The 18336-nt window shown below is 69.4% G+C and carries 20 protein-coding genes and 5 tRNA genes; 19 read left to right on the forward strand and 6 right to left on the reverse strand.

Annotation, left to right across the window (positions count from 1 at the left end):
• Nucleotides 1–161 precede the first annotated feature (161 nt).
• From ACFY5C_RS19250 to ACFY5C_RS19295, 10 genes are all read left to right on the forward strand, one after another.
• On the forward strand, nt 162–347 hold the full coding sequence (locus ACFY5C_RS19250; protein WP_389445672.1) for a hypothetical protein: 186 nt from the start codon (nt 162–164) through the stop codon (nt 345–347).
• A 127-nt stretch (nt 348–474) separates the two neighbouring features.
• On the forward strand, nt 475–1260 hold the full coding sequence (locus ACFY5C_RS19255; protein WP_389445673.1) for a fumarylacetoacetate hydrolase family protein: 786 nt from the start codon (nt 475–477) through the stop codon (nt 1258–1260).
• Nucleotides 1244–2728, forward strand: a complete 1485-nt coding sequence (gltX, locus tag ACFY5C_RS19260; protein WP_389445675.1) for a glutamate--tRNA ligase — start codon at nt 1244–1246, stop codon at nt 2726–2728. Before ACFY5C_RS19255 ends, gltX begins: the two co-directional genes overlap by 17 nt.
• Before the next feature lie 166 nt (nt 2729–2894).
• Nucleotides 2895–5111: a FlgD immunoglobulin-like domain containing protein gene (locus ACFY5C_RS19265; protein ID WP_389445677.1), complete on the forward strand. Its 2217-nt coding sequence runs from the start codon at nt 2895–2897 to the stop codon at nt 5109–5111.
• A 36-nt stretch (nt 5112–5147) separates the two neighbouring features.
• Nucleotides 5148–5879: an HAD family hydrolase gene (locus ACFY5C_RS19270; RefSeq protein WP_389445679.1), complete on the forward strand. Its 732-nt coding sequence runs from the start codon at nt 5148–5150 to the stop codon at nt 5877–5879.
• 91 nt (nt 5880–5970) lie between these two features.
• Nucleotides 5971–6042 (forward strand) — tRNA-Gln (locus ACFY5C_RS19275).
• A gap of 39 nt (nt 6043–6081) precedes the next feature.
• Nucleotides 6082–6154, forward strand: a tRNA-Glu gene (locus ACFY5C_RS19280).
• A 62-nt stretch (nt 6155–6216) separates the two neighbouring features.
• Nucleotides 6217–6289, forward strand: a tRNA-Glu gene (locus tag ACFY5C_RS19285).
• 20 nt (nt 6290–6309) lie between these two features.
• Nucleotides 6310–6381 (forward strand) — tRNA-Gln (locus ACFY5C_RS19290).
• A gap of 28 nt (nt 6382–6409) precedes the next feature.
• A tRNA-Glu gene (locus tag ACFY5C_RS19295) sits at nt 6410–6482 on the forward strand.
• A 152-nt stretch (nt 6483–6634) separates the two neighbouring features.
• On the opposite strand, the gene ndgR is transcribed toward ACFY5C_RS19295, so the two are convergent.
• The gene (gene ndgR / locus ACFY5C_RS19300) at nt 6635–7351 is read right to left on the reverse strand and encodes an IclR family transcriptional regulator NdgR (RefSeq protein ID WP_328423005.1); all 717 of its coding nucleotides are present in this window, start codon (nt 7349–7351) and stop codon (nt 6635–6637) included.
• Between the two features lie 202 nt (nt 7352–7553).
• On the opposite strand from ndgR, the gene leuC reads away from it, so the two are divergent.
• The 4 genes from leuC to ACFY5C_RS19320 all read left to right on the forward strand — a co-directional run bounded on the left by leuC (nt 7554) and on the right by ACFY5C_RS19320 (nt 10884).
• Nucleotides 7554–8984 carry a 3-isopropylmalate dehydratase large subunit gene (gene leuC / locus ACFY5C_RS19305; RefSeq protein WP_389445682.1) on the forward strand — a complete coding sequence of 477 codons (1431 nt, stop codon included), beginning with the start codon at nt 7554–7556 and terminating at the stop codon, nt 8982–8984.
• Between the two features lie 6 nt (nt 8985–8990).
• Nucleotides 8991–9584 (forward strand): 3-isopropylmalate dehydratase small subunit, encoded by a 594-nt coding sequence (gene leuD / locus ACFY5C_RS19310; RefSeq protein ID WP_389445685.1) that lies wholly within the window; start codon nt 8991–8993, stop codon nt 9582–9584.
• Nucleotides 9585–9874: 290 nt separating this feature from the next.
• Entirely contained in the window at nt 9875–10105 is a 231-nt protein-coding gene (locus ACFY5C_RS19315; protein ID WP_328878980.1) for a hypothetical protein, read from the forward strand.
• Nucleotides 10106–10242: 137 nt separating this feature from the next.
• Nucleotides 10243–10884: an HU family DNA-binding protein gene (locus ACFY5C_RS19320; RefSeq protein WP_389445687.1), complete on the forward strand. Its 642-nt coding sequence runs from the start codon at nt 10243–10245 to the stop codon at nt 10882–10884.
• A gap of 80 nt (nt 10885–10964) precedes the next feature.
• Here ACFY5C_RS19320 and ACFY5C_RS19325 read toward each other — a convergent pair whose 3' ends face one another.
• A complete protein-coding gene (locus tag ACFY5C_RS19325) occupies nt 10965–11168 on the reverse strand; it encodes a hypothetical protein (protein WP_389445690.1) in 204 nt (67 codons plus the stop codon).
• A 10-nt stretch (nt 11169–11178) separates the two neighbouring features.
• On the reverse strand, nt 11179–11835 hold the full coding sequence (gene cofC / locus ACFY5C_RS19330; protein ID WP_389445692.1) for a 2-phospho-L-lactate guanylyltransferase: 657 nt from the start codon (nt 11833–11835) through the stop codon (nt 11179–11181).
• A gap of 170 nt (nt 11836–12005) precedes the next feature.
• On the opposite strand from cofC, the gene ACFY5C_RS19335 reads away from it, so the two are divergent.
• From ACFY5C_RS19335 to ACFY5C_RS19345, 3 genes are read left to right on the forward strand one after another with little or no spacing between them, the layout of a single operon-like run.
• Nucleotides 12006–12797: a lysophospholipid acyltransferase family protein gene (locus tag ACFY5C_RS19335; protein ID WP_389445695.1), complete on the forward strand. Its 792-nt coding sequence runs from the start codon at nt 12006–12008 to the stop codon at nt 12795–12797.
• Nucleotides 12794–13804 carry an NAD(P)H-dependent glycerol-3-phosphate dehydrogenase gene (locus tag ACFY5C_RS19340; RefSeq protein WP_389445698.1) on the forward strand — a complete coding sequence of 337 codons (1011 nt, stop codon included), beginning with the start codon at nt 12794–12796 and terminating at the stop codon, nt 13802–13804. The genes ACFY5C_RS19335 and ACFY5C_RS19340 overlap by 4 nt, the downstream gene beginning before the upstream one ends.
• A gap of 59 nt (nt 13805–13863) precedes the next feature.
• A complete protein-coding gene (locus tag ACFY5C_RS19345; RefSeq protein ID WP_389445701.1) occupies nt 13864–15021 on the forward strand; it encodes a D-alanine--D-alanine ligase family protein in 1158 nt (385 codons plus the stop codon).
• Between the two features lie 43 nt (nt 15022–15064).
• Here the strand turns inward: ACFY5C_RS19345 and ACFY5C_RS19350 are convergent, their stop codons facing one another.
• Nucleotides 15065–15574, reverse strand: a complete 510-nt coding sequence (locus ACFY5C_RS19350) for a DUF3515 domain-containing protein (protein ID WP_389445704.1) — start codon at nt 15572–15574, stop codon at nt 15065–15067.
• Between the two features lie 20 nt (nt 15575–15594).
• The gene (locus ACFY5C_RS19355) at nt 15595–15828 is read right to left on the reverse strand and encodes an Lrp/AsnC family transcriptional regulator (RefSeq protein ID WP_383243292.1); all 234 of its coding nucleotides are present in this window, start codon (nt 15826–15828) and stop codon (nt 15595–15597) included.
• Between the two features lie 206 nt (nt 15829–16034).
• Here ACFY5C_RS19355 and ACFY5C_RS19360 point away from each other — a divergent pair, with 206 nt between their 5' ends.
• The gene (locus ACFY5C_RS19360) at nt 16035–17003 is read left to right on the forward strand and encodes a thiamine-phosphate kinase (protein WP_328422982.1); all 969 of its coding nucleotides are present in this window, start codon (nt 16035–16037) and stop codon (nt 17001–17003) included.
• On the forward strand, nt 17000–17800 hold the full coding sequence (gene thiD / locus ACFY5C_RS19365; protein ID WP_389445706.1) for a bifunctional hydroxymethylpyrimidine kinase/phosphomethylpyrimidine kinase: 801 nt from the start codon (nt 17000–17002) through the stop codon (nt 17798–17800). Before ACFY5C_RS19360 ends, thiD begins: the two co-directional genes overlap by 4 nt.
• A 125-nt stretch (nt 17801–17925) precedes the next feature.
• Here the strand turns inward: thiD and rpmB are convergent, their stop codons facing one another.
• A complete protein-coding gene (gene rpmB / locus ACFY5C_RS19370; protein ID WP_003993230.1) occupies nt 17926–18111 on the reverse strand; it encodes a 50S ribosomal protein L28 in 186 nt (61 codons plus the stop codon).
• Nucleotides 18112–18336 lie beyond the last annotated feature (225 nt).

The raw sequence follows: 18336 nt of genomic DNA on the forward strand, positions 1-18336 counted from the left end.
TCGTGAGCAAACTCACACGCTGAAGCCACGGTCTGCGCGGTCCTGGAGGGGAACATCAGGTTTAGCCCGCGCTTTACATGATGTAAGACTTTGACAACCTGCGCCCGCGCGAGGCCCCCTGCCTCCACCTGCGCCCGAACACGACAGGGTCACGTACAACCGTGAAGACGACGATGATGTTCCACAACATAGCCAACCCGCGGCGCACGACGCTGGCGCACCTCGAGGACGCCGACGCCCTGCAGACCCCGGGGCAGGAGCACCCCGTCGACCTCCCCGCCCAGACGGCGAACCCCAGGCGCACCGTCCTCATGGAGATCCCCGCCACGGCCTCCGTCGCGCAGTAGTACGCGCGCCGGCCCAGGATCATTCAAGGCGCCCTCGCCCGAGGTAATACGCGAGGCACCTGCCCCTTGCCGCGTTAGCCTGGAGCGTCAGACTCCAGCCGGCTCAAGTGAGGGGCGCAGGGATCCCGTGCGCATCGCCAGATTCTCCATCGACGGGAACGTCGCCTTCGGCGCGGTCGAGGGCGACAAGCCTGACGAGCTCGTCCTCGACATCATCAAGGGCATCCCGTTCGCGGACTTCGAGCTCTCCGGTACGAAGGTGCCGCTGAGCAAGGTCAGGCTGCTGCCGCCCGTGCTCCCCAACAAAGTGGTGGCCTTCGGCCGCAACTACGCCGAGCACGCCCGCGAACTCGGCCACGAGGTGCCCGACGCCCCGTTCGCCTTCTTCAAGCCGTCCACCGCGGTGATCGGCTCCGGCGACGAGATCCAGTACCCGTCCTTCACCGAGGACCTCCACCACGAGGCCGAACTGGCCGTCGTCATCGGCCGCATGTGCCGCGAGGTCCCGCGCGAGCGCGTCAAGGACGTGATCTTCGGCTACACCTGCGCCAACGACATCACCGCCCGCGACGTCCAGAAGCGCGAGAAGCAGTGGGCGCGGGCCAAGGGCTTCGACAGCTCCTGCCCGCTGGGCCCCTGGGTGGAGACGGACCTGGACCTCGAGAAGGCGTCCGACCTGACGATCCAGCTCACGGTCAACGGCGAACAGCGCCAGCTCGGCCGCACCAGCGAGATGATCCACCGGATCGAGGATCTGATCGTCAACATCTCCGAGGCCATGACGCTGCTCCCCGGCGACGTGATCCTCACGGGCACCCCGGCAGGGGTCGGCCCCCTCAACGTCGGCGACGAGGTCGCCGTCACCATCGAAGGCATCGGCACTCTCACCAACAAGGTTGTCAAGCGTGGCTAGCGCACCCGTCCGCGTACGTTTCTGCCCCTCGCCCACCGGTAACCCCCACGTGGGCCTGGTCCGCACGGCCCTGTTCAACTGGGCGTTCGCCAAGCACCACCAGGGCACGCTCGTCTTCCGCATCGAGGACACCGACGCGGCCCGCGACTCCGAGGAGTCCTACGAGCAGCTGCTCGACTCCATGCGCTGGCTGGGCTTCGACTGGGACGAGGGCCCCGAGGTCGGCGGCCCGCACGCGCCGTACCGCCAGTCGCAGCGCATGGACCTCTACAAGGAGATCGGTCAGAAGCTCCTGGACGGCGGTTACGCCTACCGCTGCTACTGCTCCCAGGAGGAGCTGGACAGCCGCCGCGAGGCCGCCCGCGCCGCCGGAAAGCCGTCCGGCTACGACGGCCACTGCCGCGAGCTGACCGACGCGCAGGTCGACGAGTACAAGGCCCAGGGCCGCGAGCCCATCGTCCGCTTCCGCATGCCCGACGAGACGATCACCTTCACGGACCTGGTCCGCGGCGAGCTGACCTTCACCCCGGAGAACGTCCCGGACTACGGCATCGTCCGCGCGAACGGCGCCCCGCTGTACACGCTGGTGAACCCGGTCGACGACGCCCTGATGGAGATCACCCACGTCCTGCGCGGCGAGGACCTGCTCTCCTCCACGCCCCGCCAGATCGCCCTGTACAAGGCGCTGACGGAGCTGGGCATCGCCAAGCAGACCCCGCAGTTCGGCCACCTGCCGTACGTGATGGGCGAGGGCAACAAGAAGCTGTCCAAGCGCGACCCCCAGTCGTCGCTGAACCTCTACCGCGAGCGCGGCTTCCTCCCCGAGGGCCTGCTCAACTACCTCTCCCTGCTCGGCTGGTCGCTCTCCGCCGACCAGGACATCTTCACGATGGCCGAGATGGTCGCGGCCTTCGACATCGCGGACGTGCAGCCCAACCCGGCCCGCTTCGACCTCAAGAAGTGCGAGTCGATCAACGGCGACCACATCCGCCTGCTCGACGTGAAGGACTTCACGGAGCGCTGCGCCCCCTGGCTGAAGGCCCCGTTCGCCCCCTGGGCGCCGGAGGAGTTCGACGAGGCCAAGTGGCACGCGATCGCCCCGCACGCGCAGACGCGCCTGAAGGTCCTCTCGGAGATCACGGACAACGTCGACTTCCTCTTCCTCCCGGAGCCGGTGTTCGACGAGCCGAGCTGGACGAAGGCGATGAAGGAGGGCAGCGACGCGCTCCTGACGACCGCCCGCGAGAAGCTGGACGCGGCCGACTGGACCTCTCCCGAGTCCCTGAAGGAGGCCGTCCTGGCCGCCGGCGAGGCCCACGGCCTCAAGCTCGGCAAGGCCCAGGCCCCGGTCCGCGTCGCCGTCACCGGCCGCACCGTCGGTCTGCCCCTCTTCGAGTCCCTCGAGGTCCTGGGCAAGGAGAAGACGCTGGCCCGCATCGACGCGGCGCTGGCCAAGCTGGCCGCATAGCGCGTTCACGGCAGGGCGGCGTCCGGTTCGGGCGCCGCCCTTCGCATGTCCGCCCATGCGTCACCCGGAGTTCACCCTTCCGGCCAACCACCGCTTTCTGAGTGGACGTTGGATGCTCCTTGTGCACATGAGGTGCGTGTGCACCCTGTTACAGGGGGAGGGGAACGTGACTCGTTCACGAAGACTTGCCACGGTGGCGCTCAGCGGGGCGGTGGCACTGACGTGCGCCCTGCCGATCACACCCGCGCAGGCCGTGGAGTCGCCCGTGGGGACCGTCCGGCTCAGCACGGAGAAGCGCCAGGAGATCCGGTACGTGTGGGCCGGCGCGTCCGGGTTCCGGTACGACACGGTCAGCGGCGGCTCCACGACCTGGGTGGACGACCCGGACTTCGTGCCGCCCGCGCACGCCGGTCCGGACGACCTGGCCACCGGCACCGACGTCATCACCACGATGAGCGGTGCGACCGCCACGCAGAAGCACCGCTCCACGGGCGTGACCGCCACCCTCACGATCCCGTCCGGCCAGACCTACCAGGCCGCCGTGGGCTGGAGCGTGCTGACCCGGGACGCCGCCGGTGCCCTGCACGTCCTGCGCGCCGCTCCCGACGGCACCACCACGGACCTGCCGGTCTCCGGCCTCCCGGCGGGCGCCCAGCCCACCGCCTACCCGCAGGCCGGCTCGGTCCGTCGGCTCGCCGTCGTGTACAAGGTCGACGGCACGACGTCCGTGGGTCTCATCGACCTCGCGGACGGCACCTTCCGCACCTACGTCACCGGCGTGATCAGCGCCCCCGAGGTCGTCTACAACGACCGCTGGCTCGTCGCCGACTGGAAGTCGATCCGGATCGACTCCGAGCCCGGCACCGAGCCCACCACGCACCCCCGATCGGCCGCTGACACCGAGGCCGTGGTCGGCGATCAACTCCTCATCGGCAACCCGGAATTCGTCGAGGTCGGAACACAGCCCGCACTGATCGCCCGCTCCCTCGTGACCGGCACCGACACCACGGTGCTCCGCCCTTCGTTCGGCGGGATAGGCCCGACCTTGGACGGCGGCGCGCTCGCCACCGCCGGCCCGTCCAGCCTCGACTGGAACGTCCACCGGATCACGCCCACCGAGGACGGCACGGTCACCACCGAGAAGGTGGCCCAGATCCCCGCCTACGCAGTCGGGGTGGAGGGACTGGCCGTCGCAGGGGGCGAGTTGTTCCTGTACGGCTCGACACCTGGGGCCTCCAACCGGTTCAGCAGCTTCCAGCTGGACGCCACGGGCAAACCCACGGGCCCGCAGACCCCCCGCAGCCCGGCGCTGACCCAGAGCACCTGCCTCCCGGGCGACGCCGCCTGCCCTCAGCTGGAGGCCCTGGGCGACGGCCGGGTCGCCTTCCTGTGGACCAACGCCGAGGGCCAGGAATTCGTCCACAACGTCGGCCCCGACGCCACGACGCCCAGCCGCTCCGAGCCGACGGGCGGCGACTCCGCCGGCCGTATCCCCGGTGGCACCGGCCGCTATGTGCTCTACAACGGCGGCTCCGGCACCCAGAAGGTCGTCGACTTCCCGAGCGGCACGACCGACGGCGGGACCAACCTCAGCCGCGCCCGCACCGCGGCCGCCGTCTGGGGCCAGACGATGTGGACCCCCGGCAGCACCCAGGGCTCGGTCGTCGGCAAGAGTCTCAAGACCGGCCAGACGGTAGCCACCCTGGCCACCGGCGCGCCCTGCACCCCGAGCGACATCCAGGCGGTCAACACCTGGCTGTACTGGTCCTGCGGCACCAGCGCGGGCGTCTACGACCGGGCGACGAACCGCAAGATCACGGTCCCCGCCGACCAGGGCCCGGCCCGCCTCGCCGACGGCTTCCTGCTCCGCGAGAACCGCACCACCCACGAGCTCCTGCTCACGGACTTCCACACCGGTACGGCGGCCACCCGAACCCTGGTCAAGCTGCCCGCCACGGACCAGAACAGCGGAGGCAGCAACGGCCGCTGGGCCGTCGACCGCTTCGGCGGCCACATCGCCTACCTCAACGGCACCTACGGCGAGGTGTCGATCGTCCGCAGCGGGGTCCCCGCCTCGACGCTCGCACAGATGGAAGCCCAGACGGACGCGGTACCGGGCGGCCCGACGAAGTCCAAGCCCTGGCAGCCCGTGTGGCAGCTCAACAAGCCCGCCGACTGGACGCTCACCCTGACCAACAGCGGCGGCACGGTCGTGCGCAGCCTCACCGGCAGCACCGAGGGCGCAGCCGTCCGCGCCGCCTGGGACGGCTACGGGACCGACGGCCGCCGCGTCACCGGCACGTACACCTGGAAACTGACTGCCCAGCCGCACGACGAGGTGGGCCCCGCCCTCACCGTCACCGGCACGACCACGGTCAACTGACGGACAGCCCCCTGCCGTCCGGGTTACGGTCGGATCATGAGCATTCGGGCCGTGGTCTGGGACGTGGACGACACCATCTTCGACTACACCGCCGCCGACCGCGCCGGAATGCGGGGGCACCTGCTGGCCGAGGGCCTGCTCGACGGGTACGAGACCGTCGAGCAGGCCCTCGTGCGCTGGCGGCAGGTCACCGATCAGCAGTGGGCACGGTTCTCGGCGGGGGAGGCGACCTTCGAGGGCCAGCGGCGTGATCGCGTACGGGCCTTCCTGGGCGCGGAGCTGACGGACGCCGAGGCCGAGGCGTGGTTCCAGCGGTACATCACGCACTACGAGGCCGCCTGGGCCCTGTTCCCGGACGTCCTGCCCGTCCTGGACGCCCTCGCGGCCAGTCATCGGCACGCCGTCCTGTCCAACTCCAGCCTCGTGGTCCAGGACCGCAAGCTGCGGGTGCTCGGGGTCCACGACCGGTTCGAGGCGATCCTGTGCGCCGCCGAGCTCGGCATCTCGAAACCGGAGGCCCGCGCCTTCCACGCCGCCTGCACGGCACTGGAGCTGGCCCCGCACCAGGTGGCGTACGTCGGTGATCACCCGGAGATCGACGGGCGGGGTGCCGCCGACGCCGGACTGCTCTCGGTGTGGATCAACCGTGACGGCGTGTACACCAGCGATGACGCCCCCGGCGGGCCGCACCGGATCGCCTCCCTCGCCGAACTCCCCGCGCTCCTCGGCGCGGATACCCGTTTTGGAGCCCCGTCCACCTTCGGGTAATGTTCTTCCTGCGCCGCCGGAGAGCGGGCCGAAAGGCCGGAATCCGGGGGAGCAAACTAGAACGAGATCCCCTCAGGGGCTTGCGTTCCAGTGGCCTATGGTGTAATTGGCAGCACGACTGATTCTGGTTCAGTTAGTCTTGGTTCGAGTCCAGGTAGGCCAGCTCGCAGAGCTCATCTGCGTCGCGGATCTCATCCGCAAAGCCCCCGTTGTGTAGCGGCCTAGCACGCTGCCCTCTCAAGGCAGTAGCGCCGGTTCGAATCCGGTCGGGGGTACAGATCCTTCCCGCGAGGACGGCTCGGGTAGCTCCCACCGATCTCGATGCAGGATCGCTAGGGCCCCCGTTGTGTAGCGGCCTAGCACGCCGCCCTCTCAAGGCGGTAGCGCCGGTTCGAATCCGGTCGGGGGTACTGACTGGTCTAAACCACATTGGTCTATGGTGTAATTGGCAGCACGACTGATTCTGGTTCAGTTAGTCTTGGTTCGAGTCCAGGTAGACCAGCTCGGACCTGCGGAAACGCAGTGTCCAGGCCCCCGTTGTGTAGCGGCCTAGCACGCCGCCCTCTCAAGGCGGTAGCGCCGGTTCGAATCCGGTCGGGGGTACAGAACGATGGCTCTTCATCTCATCGCATGCGCGTGAGGTGGAGGGCCGTTTCTGTTGTTCGGACGGGTGCGGCTCTGTGGGGGCTTGCGGCCCCCCGTGTGAACTGTCAGGGCCTGCCGCGGCGTTGAGGCCGGCCCTGACTTTCCTTCGATCAGCCCGAGCGGCGCAGAGCCTCGGAGAGACGGCCTGCCGCGTCGATGACCGCCTGGGCGTGCATGCGGCCCGGGTGGCGGGTGAGGCGCTCGATGGGGCCGGAGACCGATACGGCGGCCACCACGCGGTTCGACGGGCCGCGCACCGGCGCGGAGACGGACGCGACGCCCGGCTCGCGCTCGCCGATCGACTGGGCCCAGCCTCGGCGCCGTACGCCGGAGAGGGCCGTGGCCGTGAAGCGTGCGCCCTGCAGGCCGCGGTGCAGGCGCTCCGGCTCTTCCCAGGCCATGAGGATCTGCGCTGAGGAGCCCGCCTTCATGGTGAGCGTCGAGCCGACCGGGACCGTGTCCCGAAGGCCGGACAGACGCTCCGCCGCGGCGACGCAGATACGCATGTCGCCCTGGCGGCGATAGAGCTGTGCGCTCTCGCCGGTCACGTCACGGAGGTGGGTGAGGACCGGGCCCGCCGTGGCGAGAAGACGGTCCTCACCGGCCGCCGCGGCCAGTTCCGACAGGCGGGGGCCGAGAATGAAACGGCCCTGCATGTCACGCGCCACCATGCGGTGGTGTTCCAGAGCCACGGCCAGTCGATGGGCCGTGGGTCGTGCCAGTCCGGTGGCCGAGACAAGCCCTGCGAGGGTGGCCGGACCGGACTCCAGGGCGCTCAGGACAAGGGCTGCCTTGTCCAGAACGCCGACGCCGCTACTGTTGTCCATGAAACGATACTCGCGTCTCACTCTGTGAAACGCAAGTTCAATTTTCCGTGGAACACGCCACTCTGGAAGAACGAAGGCAGAGCGGCCCGTAAACCAGAGCGGGCCTGGCGGCGGACGCCCGGAAGCAGGGGCGCGGGCGCAGGTCGCCTTCTCAAGATCTCTAGTTGGGCCGGTGGACCGTATGCCGGCCGGAGGGAAAGCGATGGGTAGGACACTCGCGGAGAAGGTCTGGGACGACCATGTCGTCCGGCGCGCCGAGGGCGAGCCCGACCTCCTCTTCATCGATCTGCACCTGCTGCACGAGGTGACCAGCCCGCAGGCCTTCGACGGCCTCCGCAAGAGCGGTCGCCAGGTGCGTCGGCTCGACCTGACCATCGCCACCGAGGACCACAACACCCCGACCCTCGACATCGACAAGCCCATCGCGGACCCGGTCTCCCGCATCCAGCTGGAGACGCTGCGCAAGAACGCCGCCGACTTCGGTGTGCGCCTGCACCCCCTGGGCGACGTCGAGCAGGGCGTCGTGCACGTCGTGGGCCCCCAGCTGGGGCTGACCCAGCCCGGCATGACCGTCGTCTGCGGTGACTCGCACACCTCCACGCACGGCGCCTTCGGCGGTCTGGCGTTCGGCATCGGCACCTCCCAGGTCGAGCATGTGCTGGCCACCCAGACGCTGCCCATGGCCCGTCCGAAGACCATGGCCATCACGGTCAACGGCGAACTGCCCGACGGCGTCACCGCCAAGGACCTGATCCTGGCGATCATCGCCAGGATCGGCACCGGCGGCGGCCAGGGCTACGTCCTGGAATACCGCGGCTCCGCCATCGAGCAGCTCTCGATGGAGGCCCGGATGACCATCTGCAACATGTCGATCGAGGCCGGCGCCCGCGCGGGCATGATCGCCCCCGACCAGACCACCTTCGACTACCTCGAGGGGCGCCCGCACGCCCCCAAGGGCGAGGACTGGGACGCGGCCGTCGCGTACTGGAAGACGCTGAAGACGGACGCGGACGCCGAGTTCGACGCCGAGGTCGTGATCGAGGCCGCCGAACTGTCGCCGTTCGTCACCTGGGGCACCAACCCCGGCCAGGGTGCGCCGCTTTCGGCGTCGGTCCCCGATCCGGCTTCGTACGAAGACGCTTCGGAGCGCTTCGCCGCCGAAAAGGCCCTGGAATACATGGGGTTGGAGGCCGGACAGCCGCTGCGCTCCATCAAGGTGGACACCGTCTTCGTAGGCTCGTGCACCAACGGCCGCATCGAGGACCTGCGCGCCGCCGCGGAGCTCGTGAAGGGCCGCAAAGTCGCCGACGGCGTACGGATGCTGGTCGTCCCCGGCTCCGCGCGAGTGGGTCTGCAGGCCGTTTCCGAGGGTCTGGACGTCGTCTTCAAGGAGGCCGGCGCCGAGTGGCGGCACGCGGGCTGCTCGATGTGCCTGGGCATGAACCCGGACCAGCTGGCCCCGGGTGAGCGCTCCGCGTCCACCTCCAACCGCAACTTCGAGGGCCGCCAGGGCAAGGGCGGTCGTACGCACCTGGTGTCACCGCAGGTCGCGGCGGCCACCGCGGTCCTGGGCCACCTGGCCTCCCCGGCCGACCTGTCCGACGCCGAGACCCGTACGCCCGCTGGAGTCTGATCAGCCATGGAAGCATTCACCACGCACACCGGCCGGGCCGTCCCGCTGCGCCGCTCCAACGTCGACACCGACCAGATCATCCCTGCTCACTGGCTCAAGAAGGTGACCCGGGACGGGTTCGAGGACGGGCTTTTCGAGGCCTGGCGCAAGGACCCGGAGTTCGTGCTCAACCGCCCCGAGCGCGAAGGCGCCACGGTGCTGGTCGCCGGCCCCGACTTCGGCACCGGCTCCTCCCGTGAGCACGCCGTGTGGGCGCTGCAGAACTACGGCTTCAAGGCCGTCATCTCCTCGCGGTTCGCGGACATCTTCCGCGGCAACTCGCTCAAGAACGGCCTGCTCACGGTGGTTCTTGAGCAGAAGATCGTGGACGCGCTGTGGGAGCTTGCCGAGAAGAACCCGCAGGCCGAGGTCACGGTCGACCTCGAGGCCCGTGAGGTGCGCGCCGAGGGCATCACCGCCCCCTTCGAGCTGGACGAGAACTCCCGCTGGCGGCTGCTGAACGGCCTCGACGACATCTCGATCACCTTGCAGAACGAGGCCGACATCGCGGCCTATGAGGCGAAGCGGCCGTCGTTCAAGCCGCGCACCCTTCAGTCCTGATCCGAAGGCCTGACCCCGAGACGCGAGCGAGACTTCGAAACAAGGCCACTTTCGGCCACCACAACACCCTCGCAGTACCCCCGATCAGCCCGATCGGGGGTACTGCCATGTCTGCACCCGAACGGCCCTGCGCCGCTTGCCGGCCGCGCTCAACTTCCCACGTTACGAGGGATGTTGAAGGGGTACGCGAGTGTTGTAGTCGCGGCTTCCGCAAGTGCCCGGAAGGCCATTTGAGGCCGGAGTTGCACCCCTGGCAGGCGACAACTCGCCCCAGATGGCACAATCTGTGCATGGAACACGACGGCCAACTCGAGCTCTATGCGGCAGTCGCGGACCAACTCAAGGAAGCGCATGGAAGGGTGCGCGCACTGCAAGTCCCGGAGGGCGTACGGATGGCGCTGACCCGGAAGCTGCTGGTCATTACGGCCGCGGCCAAACACGACGTCGCCGAAGCGACAAGGCGTCTGGAGCGGTTCATGGCGGACCTCGACGCGGGGCGATTCCCCGAAGAGGAACGCTGAACACCTTCGAGACTGTCGAGTCTGTTGCGGCACAAGGGTGATTAGCCCGTTTCGTGTTTGATTTGCGGTATATATCTGCCTAACGTGCGAAAAAGCTTGAACACTTTCGTTCTGGCGATGTCTCCGAAGGGGAAGACGTGAACAAGGCGCAGCTCGTAGAAGCGATTGCCGACAAGATGGGCGGCCGCCAGCAGGCCGCCGAGGCTGTCGACCACGTACTGGACGCCATCGTCCGCGCGGTCGTCTCGGGTGAGCGGGTCTCCGTCACCGGCTTCGGTTCGTTCGAGAAGGTCGACCGGCCCGCTCGTTACGCCCGTAACCCACAGACGGGCGAGCGGGTTCGGGTCAAGAAGACCTCCGTTCCGCGCTTCCGTGCGGGTCAGGGCTTCAAGGACCTGGTGAGCGGCTCGAAGAAGCTCCCTCGGGGCGGCGAGGTCGCCGTCAAGAAGGCGCCCAAGGGCAGCCTGACCGGTGGTGCCTCGGCGACGGTCAAGAAGGCCGCCGCGAAGAAGACCACCAAGGCGGCCGCGAAGAAGACGACCGCGAAGAAGACGACGGCCAAGAAGACCACGGCCGCCGCCAAGAAGACCACCGCGAAGAAGGCGCCGGCGAAGAAGACCACGGCGACCGCCAAGACCACCGCGGCGAAGAAGACCACGGCGAAGAAGGCGACCGCCAAGAAGGCCCCGGCGAAGAAGGCGACCGCCAAGAAGGCGCCGGCCAAGAAGTCGACGGCTCGCAAGACCACCGCCAAGAAGGCCACCGCCCGCAAGAGGTAGAACTGCGGGTCACAGGTAGAACCGCAGGGCACTCACGCGCCGGGCCGGACTCCGAGTGGAGTCCGGCCCGCGGCGTGTTCCTAGAGCGTCTGCAGCGTCACCAGCGTGATCCGCAGGGCCTCGCCGTCGCCTTCCGTCTCGATGCGGACCCGCTGCCCGGGGCGCAGCAGCCTCAGGCCGCCCGCGTCGAACGCCGGAGCGTCGAAGGGGACGGGGGTGCCGTCGTCCAGGAGGACGCTGCCGCAGCGGGTGTCTTCGTCGTAGGTGTAAGCGGTGGCCTGCATGGCTGCCACCCTATGACGGGTTGTGGTTCGGGTGCGGTGCCATGAGCAGGCGAGCAGCTGCCGACGCCGTTCGCGGGCCCACGCCCAGGGCCAGTGCGGCCCGCAGATCCTCGCCGGTGTCCACGTCCTGGCGCACCGAATCCACCTCGTCGAGGCGCAGTTCCACCGCCCCGGACTGGCGATGGCGGGCCCGTGAATCCTCGCCGAATGCCGGCCGCAATTCATGTCCGGGGGCAGCGGCCAGCAGAGTGGTGCCGATTGCCGCGGAGTCCGGGAGAAAAGCTCGGGGGAATTCCGCCGCCGCGTCCAGCACGCGGGCCAATTCCAGCGGACGCAGGGCGGGGAGATCGGCGTTCAGGGCCGCCACGGGGCTTTCGGGACGGGACGACCGTACGACTGCCGCTGCGTGCGCCAGTGCCGCGTTCAGGCCGCCGCCCGGCTCGTCCGGGACGATATGTGCGCCAAGTGCGCCCAGCTCGCGGCCCGCCAGCGTGTCGCCCGTGACGACTGCCACATCCTTCACCGCCGGGCAGGCCAGCGCCGCCACCACGGTGTCCTGGGCGAATGCGAGGGCCAGGCCCGGGCGCAGCCCGTCCGAGGCGGTGTCCGAGAGCCTGCTCTTCGCCCGCGCCAAGGGTTTCAGGGGTATGACCAAGGTCCACTGCACGCGCGTTCCGTCCCTCTCTAGTCGCGGCCATTGTCACTCAGCAGTCACCAGGGGCATCTGGCAGCCGTGGCGGCGAGGCGTACGGTGTTCTCGACAGACTGGCGGCCTGGGGCGACACTTGTGCGGCTCCCGGGTCCGATGTCCTTGATTCCTAGAGGAAGGTGCTCCGCGTGCCCCGCCGCAGAATCGGCTTCTGGTACCGCTTCGCTGCGGTGCTCTGCAAACCGCCGCTCGTGGTTCTGATCAAGCGGGATTGGCGTGGAATGGAGCACATTCCGGCCGAGGGTGGATTTATCACCGCGGTGAACCACAATTCGCACATCGATCCCTTCACGTACGGGCACTTTCAGTACAACACCGGCCGGGTTCCGCGATTCCTCGCGAAGAGCGGGCTTTTCAAGAAGGGATTCGTCGGTGCCGCGATGCGCGGCACCGGCCAGATCCCCGTCTACCGGGAGACCACGGACGCACTGAGCGCCTTCCGGGCCGCGATCGACGCCGTGGAGCGCGGTGAGTGCGTGGCGTTCTACCCCGAGGGCACCATCACCCGGGACCCGGACCAGTGGCCCATGACGGGCAAGACCGGTGCCGCCCGCGTCGCCCTGCAGACCAAGTGCCCGGTGATCCCCGTAGCGCAGTGGGGCGCCAACGAGTTGCTGCCGCCGTACGCCAAGAAGGCCAACATCCTTCCGCGCAAGACCCACCGGGTGCTCGCGGGTCCGCCGGTCGACCTCGCGCGCTTCTACGACAAGGAGATGACCCCGGAGTTGCTGAAGGAGGCGACCGAGGTCATCATGGCCGCCGTCACTCGCCAGCTGGAGGAGATCCGCGGCGAGAAGGCGCCCGAGACGCCGTACGATCCGCGTCAGGAGCGCATCGAGCAGCGGCGCCGGACCGCCGCGCAGAACCACCAGACGCCGTTGCAGCCCAAGGCCGGGCAGGAAGAGGGGCAGGGCACGTGAGCAAGCCCGTCAAGGCGGCCGTCATGGGCACGGGGTCGTGGGGCACCGCCTTCGGCATGGTCCTCGCCGACGCGGGCTGCGAGGTGACCCTCTGGGCCCGCCGTCCCGAACTCGCGGAAGCGGTCAACTCGACCCGCACGAACCCCGACTACCTCCCCGGCGTCGAGCTCCCGGAGAACCTGCGGGCGACGGCCGACGCCGCCGAGGCCGCGCACGGCGCCGACTTCACCGTCCTCGCGATCCCCTCGCAGACACTGCGCGGCAACCTCGCCGAGTGGACCCCGCTGCTCGCGCCCGGCACGGTCCTCGTCTCGCTGATGAAGGGCGTCGAACTCGGCTCCGCGATGCGGATGAGCGAGGTCATCGATGATGTCGCCAAGGTCGGTTCGGACCGGATCGCCGTGGTCACGGGACCGAACCTCGCCCGTGAGATCGCCGCGCGGATGCCCGCCGCGGCCGTCGTCGCCTGCACCGACGAGGCCGTCGCGCAGCGCCTCCAGGCCGCCTGCCACACGCCGTACTTCAGGCCGTACACCGAGACCGACGTGGTGGGCTGCGAGCTGGGCGGTGCCGTGAAGAACGTCATCGGGCTCGCCGTCGGCATCGCGGACGGCATGGGGCTCGGCGACAACGCCAAGGGCTCGCTCATCACGCGCGGCCTCGCCGAGACCGCGCGGCTCGGGGTCCGGCTGGGCGCCGACCCGATGACGTTCGCCGGACTCGCCGGCCTCGGCGACCTGGTGGCGACCTGCTCCTCGCCGCTGTCGCGCAACCACACCTTCGGCACCAACCTCGGCAAGGGCATGACCCTGCAGGAGACCATCGCGGTCACCAAGCAGACCGCCGAGGGCGTCAAGTCCTGTGAGTCCGTGCTGGATCTGGCCCGCCGGCACGGCGTAGACATGCCCATCACGGAGACCGTCGTCGGCATCGTGCACGAGGGCAAGCCGCCCGTGGTCGCCCTGAAGGAGCTCATGTCGCGCAGCGCGAAGCCGGAGCGACGCTGAGCGAAGCCGACCCTCCGGACGCTGACTCGGACCCTACGGACGGGTACGCTCAACGCGATATGAGCACCGAGAACCTCCCCCAGAGCCCTGACCAGCAGCCGCGCAAGCCGCGCGTGGCCGTCGTGTTCGGCGGCCGCAGCTCCGAGCACGGGATCTCCATGGTCACCGCCGGCGCCGTACTGCGTGCGATCGACCGGACGAAGTACGACGTCCTGCCGATCGGCATCACGCAGAGCGGGCGCTGGGTGCTCACCGCCGACGATCCGGACCGCATGGCGATCACCGAGCGCCGTACGCCCCACGTCGAGGAGCTGGCCGAGTCGAGCGAGGGCGGCGTGGTGCTCCCCGTCGACCCGGCGAACCGCGAAGTCGTCTACACCGAGCCCGGATCGGTGCCCAAGGCGCTGGGCGAGATCGACGTCGTCTTCCCGGTGCTCCACGGTCCCTACGGCGAGGACGGGACCCTCCAGGGCCTCCTGGAGCTCTCCGGCGTGCCGTACGTGGGCGCGGGAGTGCTCGCCTCGGCCGTCGGCCAGGACAAGGAGTACATGAAGCGGGTGTTCACCTCGTTCGGGCTCAAGGTGGGCCCGTATGTGGTGATCCGGCCCCGCGAGTGGGAGCGGGACGAGTCCGCCGCCCGCAAGAAGATCATCGACCTCGCCGGCGACCACGGCTGGCCGCTCTTCGTGAAGCCCGCGCGCGCGGGCTCGTCGATCGGCATCACCAAGGTCGAGGACCTGTCCGGCCTGGACGAGGCGATCGCCGAGGCCCAGCGGCACGACCCGAAGATCCTCGTCGAGGCGGCACTGCGCGGCCGGGAGATCGAGTGCGGGGTGCTGGAGTTCGAGGAGGGCCCGCGCGCCTCCGTTCCCGCGGAGATCCCGCCGCCGGACGCGCACGCGTACTACGACTTCGAGGCCAAGTACATCGACTCGACGCCGGGGATCGTGCCGGCGCCCCTGACGCCGCAGGAGACGGCGGAGGTCCAGCGCCTGGCGGTGGAAGCCTTCGAGGCGGCTTCGTGCGAGGGGCTGGTGCGGGCGGACTTCTTCCTCACCGAGGACGGCGAGTTCGTGATCAACGAGATCAACACGATGCCCGGTTTCACGCCGATCTCGATGTACCCGCAGATGTGGCAGGCGAGCGGGATCAGCTACCCGGACCTGGTGGACCGGCTGATCGAGGCGGCGCTGCGCAGGTCGACGGGTCTCAGGTAGGAGCCGGACGGATCCGGTCCGTTACCGGCGAGGCCCGAACCGTTCAGTTGGCGATCCCCTCGGGGATCGCCTTCTTGATGGCCGGGGCCAGGTCGATCAGCACACCCGAGCTGTCGCGGGCCTCCGCCACGCTGACCTCGACATATGCGAGACGGCCGGCGGTCGTGAACCGGTACCCGCCGCCGTCCTGCTTCTCCATCAGCCACCTGACGCCTTCCACGCCACCGGCCACGGCGTCCGGATCCCGCCCCTCGGCCACCTTCGGATCGACCATCTTCGGCGGCTGCGGTACACCGCACCGCAGTATGATCGCCGAGTCCCCCCAGCCCGCGGTCAGCGCGGAGGCGGGCGAGGGGTCCTCACGGCTCTCACCGTCCACCTTGGCCGGCAGCACCTTGTCGAGGTTCCGGCACAGTTGCCCGGCCTTCGCGCCGGGGCTGGGAACCGCCGCCGACGCGCTGCCGTCTGCTGATGAGCAGCCCGCTGCGGTGATCAGCAGGACGAGCGCGGGCAGCCCGAGGACAGAAATGTGCCGGTGACGCAAAGAGTTCACCGGCCAAGGGTAGACGGGGGCTACAGATGTACGACCGGGCAGGTCAGGGTGCGGGTGATGCCGTCCACTTGCTGGACCTTGGCGACCACCAGGCGACCCAGCTCGTCGACGGTGTCGGCCTGGGCGCGCACGATGACGTCGTACGGTCCTGTGACGTCCTCGGCCTGGATGACTCCAGGGATCTTGCTGATCGTCTCGGCGACGGTCGACGCTTTGCCGACCTCCGTCTGGATCAGGATGTACGCCTGTACCACGGAACCTCCAGGGCGGCCACGAGGATCATGTGGGGAAAAGGAACGCCACGGTATCGCGTCGCCGCTCGCCGCGGGGAGACCTGCGATGGCCGGGGCTTGCGCGCCAGGGTGCAGGCAGGACAGATGTTGACGTACACGTCGACCGTAGCGAGGCCAGTCGTGACGCGCGACCGGGTGCGGACAGGGACAGAAGGGGCGTAAGGGCAATGAAGGGCACTGTTGGTGAGCTCGGCGAGTTCGGGCTCATCAGGGAGCTCACCTCCCGTCTCACCACCACCCCGGCGGTCCGGGTCGGCCCCGGCGACGACGCCGCGGTGGTGGCCGCTCCGGACCGCAGGGTGGTCGCCAGCACCGACATCCTGCTGGAGGGGCGGCACTTCCGCCGTGACTGGTCCACGGCCTACGACGTGGGCCGCAAGGCCGCCGCGCAGAACCTCGCGGACATCGCCGCCATGGGCGCCGTGCCGACCGCGCTGCTGCTCGGCCTGGTCGTCCCCGCCGAACTCCCGGTGACCTGGCCGACCGAGCTGATGGACGGCCTGCGTGACGAGTGCCAGGTCGCGGGTGCCTCCGTGGTCGGCGGGGATGTCGTACGGGGCGACACGATCATGGTGTCGATCACCGCGCTCGGCGATCTGCGCAATCAGGAGCCCGTGACGCGGGCGGGAGCGCAGCCCGGCGACCTCGTCGCCGTGACGGGCTGGCTGGGCTGGTCCGCGGCCGGGTACGCCGTGCTCGCCCGCGGTTTCCGCTCGCCGCGCGCCTTCGTCGAGGCACACCGGCGCCCCGAGCCGCCGTATCACGCGGGTCCGGCCGCCGCAGGGCTCGGCGCCACCGCGATGTGCGACGTGAGCGACGGGCTGATCGCCGACCTGGGGCACATCGCCGAGGCCAGCAAGGTCCGTATCGACATCCGCTCCGGGGCGATCGACATCCCCTCCCAGATGAACGACATCGGGCAGGCCGTCGGCGTGGACCCCATGCAGTGGGTACTGACCGGGGGAGAGGACCACGCGATCGTGGCGACCTTCCCGCCGGACGTGAAGCTGCCGGCCCGCTGGAAGGTCATCGGCGAGGTCCTCAACCCCTCGGCGCTGCCCCAGGTGACGGTGGACGGGGCGCCGTGGACCCGTAAGGGCGGCTGGGACCACTTCGGAGGGGACATCGAGTCATGATCCCGGGCGTCCTTACGGTGGCGGGCTCCGACTCCGGCGGCGGCGCGGGCATCCAGGCCGACCTGAAGACGATGCTCGCGCTCGGCGTGCACGGCATGAGCGTGATCACCGCTGTCACCGCCCAGAACTCCCTTGGCGTGCAGGGCGCTTGGGAGCTGCCGGTGGACGCGGTACGGGCCCAGTACCGCAGCGTGGTCGACGACATCGGCGTACAGGCGGTCAAGACGGGCATGCTCGCGTCGGCCGAACTCGTCGAGACGGTGGCCGAATTGATCGGCGGCACCGACGTGCCCGCCGTGATCGACCCGGTGGGGGTGTCCAAGCACGGCGACTCTCTGCTGGCGGCGTCGGCGCTGGATTCCGTGCGCACGAAGCTGCTGCCGGTGGCGACCGTGGCGACCCCGAACCTCGACGAGGTGGCCCAGCTCACCGGCGTCCACGTCGAGGCTGAGGACGACCTCAGGCGGGCCGCGGCGGCCGTGCTGGCCTACGGACCCCGGTGGGTCGTGGTGAAGGGCGGCCATCTCGCGGGCGACGCCGTGGACCTCCTCACCGACGGTTGTGAGGAGTTCTGGCTGCGCGCCCCGCGCCACGACAACCGCCACACCCACGGCACGGGGTGCACGCTCGCCTCCGCGATCGCTGCACACCTCGCGAAGGGGCTGTCCGTGCCGGACGCGGCGGCGGCCGCCAAGGAGTACGTCACGGGCGCCATCGCCGCCGGGTTCGCACTCGGCGGGGGGATCGGGCCCGTGGATCACGGCTGGGCTCTGAGGCGGGGTACCACGGCCCGTTGACGCCGCGGATCCTTGCCTCGCGCACGGCAAGAGTCCGGTCCACGGGAATGGCAAAAAGCCGGCCCACCCTGAGGTGGACCGGCTTACTGCAGCGAACCAGCTGTGGCCGCGCGCTTAGCTGTGCGTCAGCGCGAGACCTTGCCGGCCTTGATGCACGAGGTGCAGGCGTTCACGCGCTTCGGCGTCCCGCCGACCACGGTACGCACGCGCTGGATGTTCGGGTTCCAGCGACGGGACGTACGGCGGTGCGAGTGCGAGATGTTGTTGCCGAAGCCCGGCCCCTTGCCGCAGACGTCGCAGTTGGCAGCCACGGGTCACTCCAAAGACTTCAGATGCTCTTACGGATAATCCCGGCATGCCGGGATCGAGATCTACGATCAGAGATCTGAGTGGCGCTGCCAGGGGAACGGCCCGATTTTCATCGGGCAACCGGAGCAGCATACAACGACTGCGCCAGTCCAACGAAACTACCATGCCTGATCAGGGGCCCGCTCCCGGCCCGCTTCCGGCCCGCACCCGCCCTGGGTCTACGCTGC

Source organism: Streptomyces sp. NPDC012935 (genome assembly GCF_042900345.1).
Lineage (GTDB): Bacteria > Actinomycetota > Actinomycetes > Streptomycetales > Streptomycetaceae > Streptomyces.

Excerpts from the sequence above, each read along its gene's own strand:
- ACFY5C_RS19270 (WP_389445679.1), top strand. The coding sequence starts at position 5,148 with ATGAGCATTCGGGCCGTGGTCTGGGACGTGGACGACACCATCTTCGAC.
- ndgR (WP_328423005.1), bottom strand. The coding sequence starts at position 7,351 with ATGGACAACAGTAGCGGCGTCGGCGTTCTGGACAAGGCAGCCCTTGTC.
- leuC (WP_389445682.1), top strand. The coding sequence starts at position 7,554 with ATGGGTAGGACACTCGCGGAGAAGGTCTGGGACGACCATGTCGTCCGG.
- leuD (WP_389445685.1), top strand. The coding sequence starts at position 8,991 with ATGGAAGCATTCACCACGCACACCGGCCGGGCCGTCCCGCTGCGCCGC.
- ACFY5C_RS19315 (WP_328878980.1), top strand. The coding sequence starts at position 9,875 with ATGGAACACGACGGCCAACTCGAGCTCTATGCGGCAGTCGCGGACCAA.
- ACFY5C_RS19325 (WP_389445690.1), bottom strand. The coding sequence starts at position 11,168 with ATGCAGGCCACCGCTTACACCTACGACGAAGACACCCGCTGCGGCAGC.
- ACFY5C_RS19345 (WP_389445701.1), top strand. The coding sequence starts at position 13,864 with ATGAGCACCGAGAACCTCCCCCAGAGCCCTGACCAGCAGCCGCGCAAG.
- ACFY5C_RS19360 (WP_328422982.1), top strand. The coding sequence starts at position 16,035 with ATGAAGGGCACTGTTGGTGAGCTCGGCGAGTTCGGGCTCATCAGGGAG.
- thiD (WP_389445706.1), top strand. The coding sequence starts at position 17,000 with ATGATCCCGGGCGTCCTTACGGTGGCGGGCTCCGACTCCGGCGGCGGC.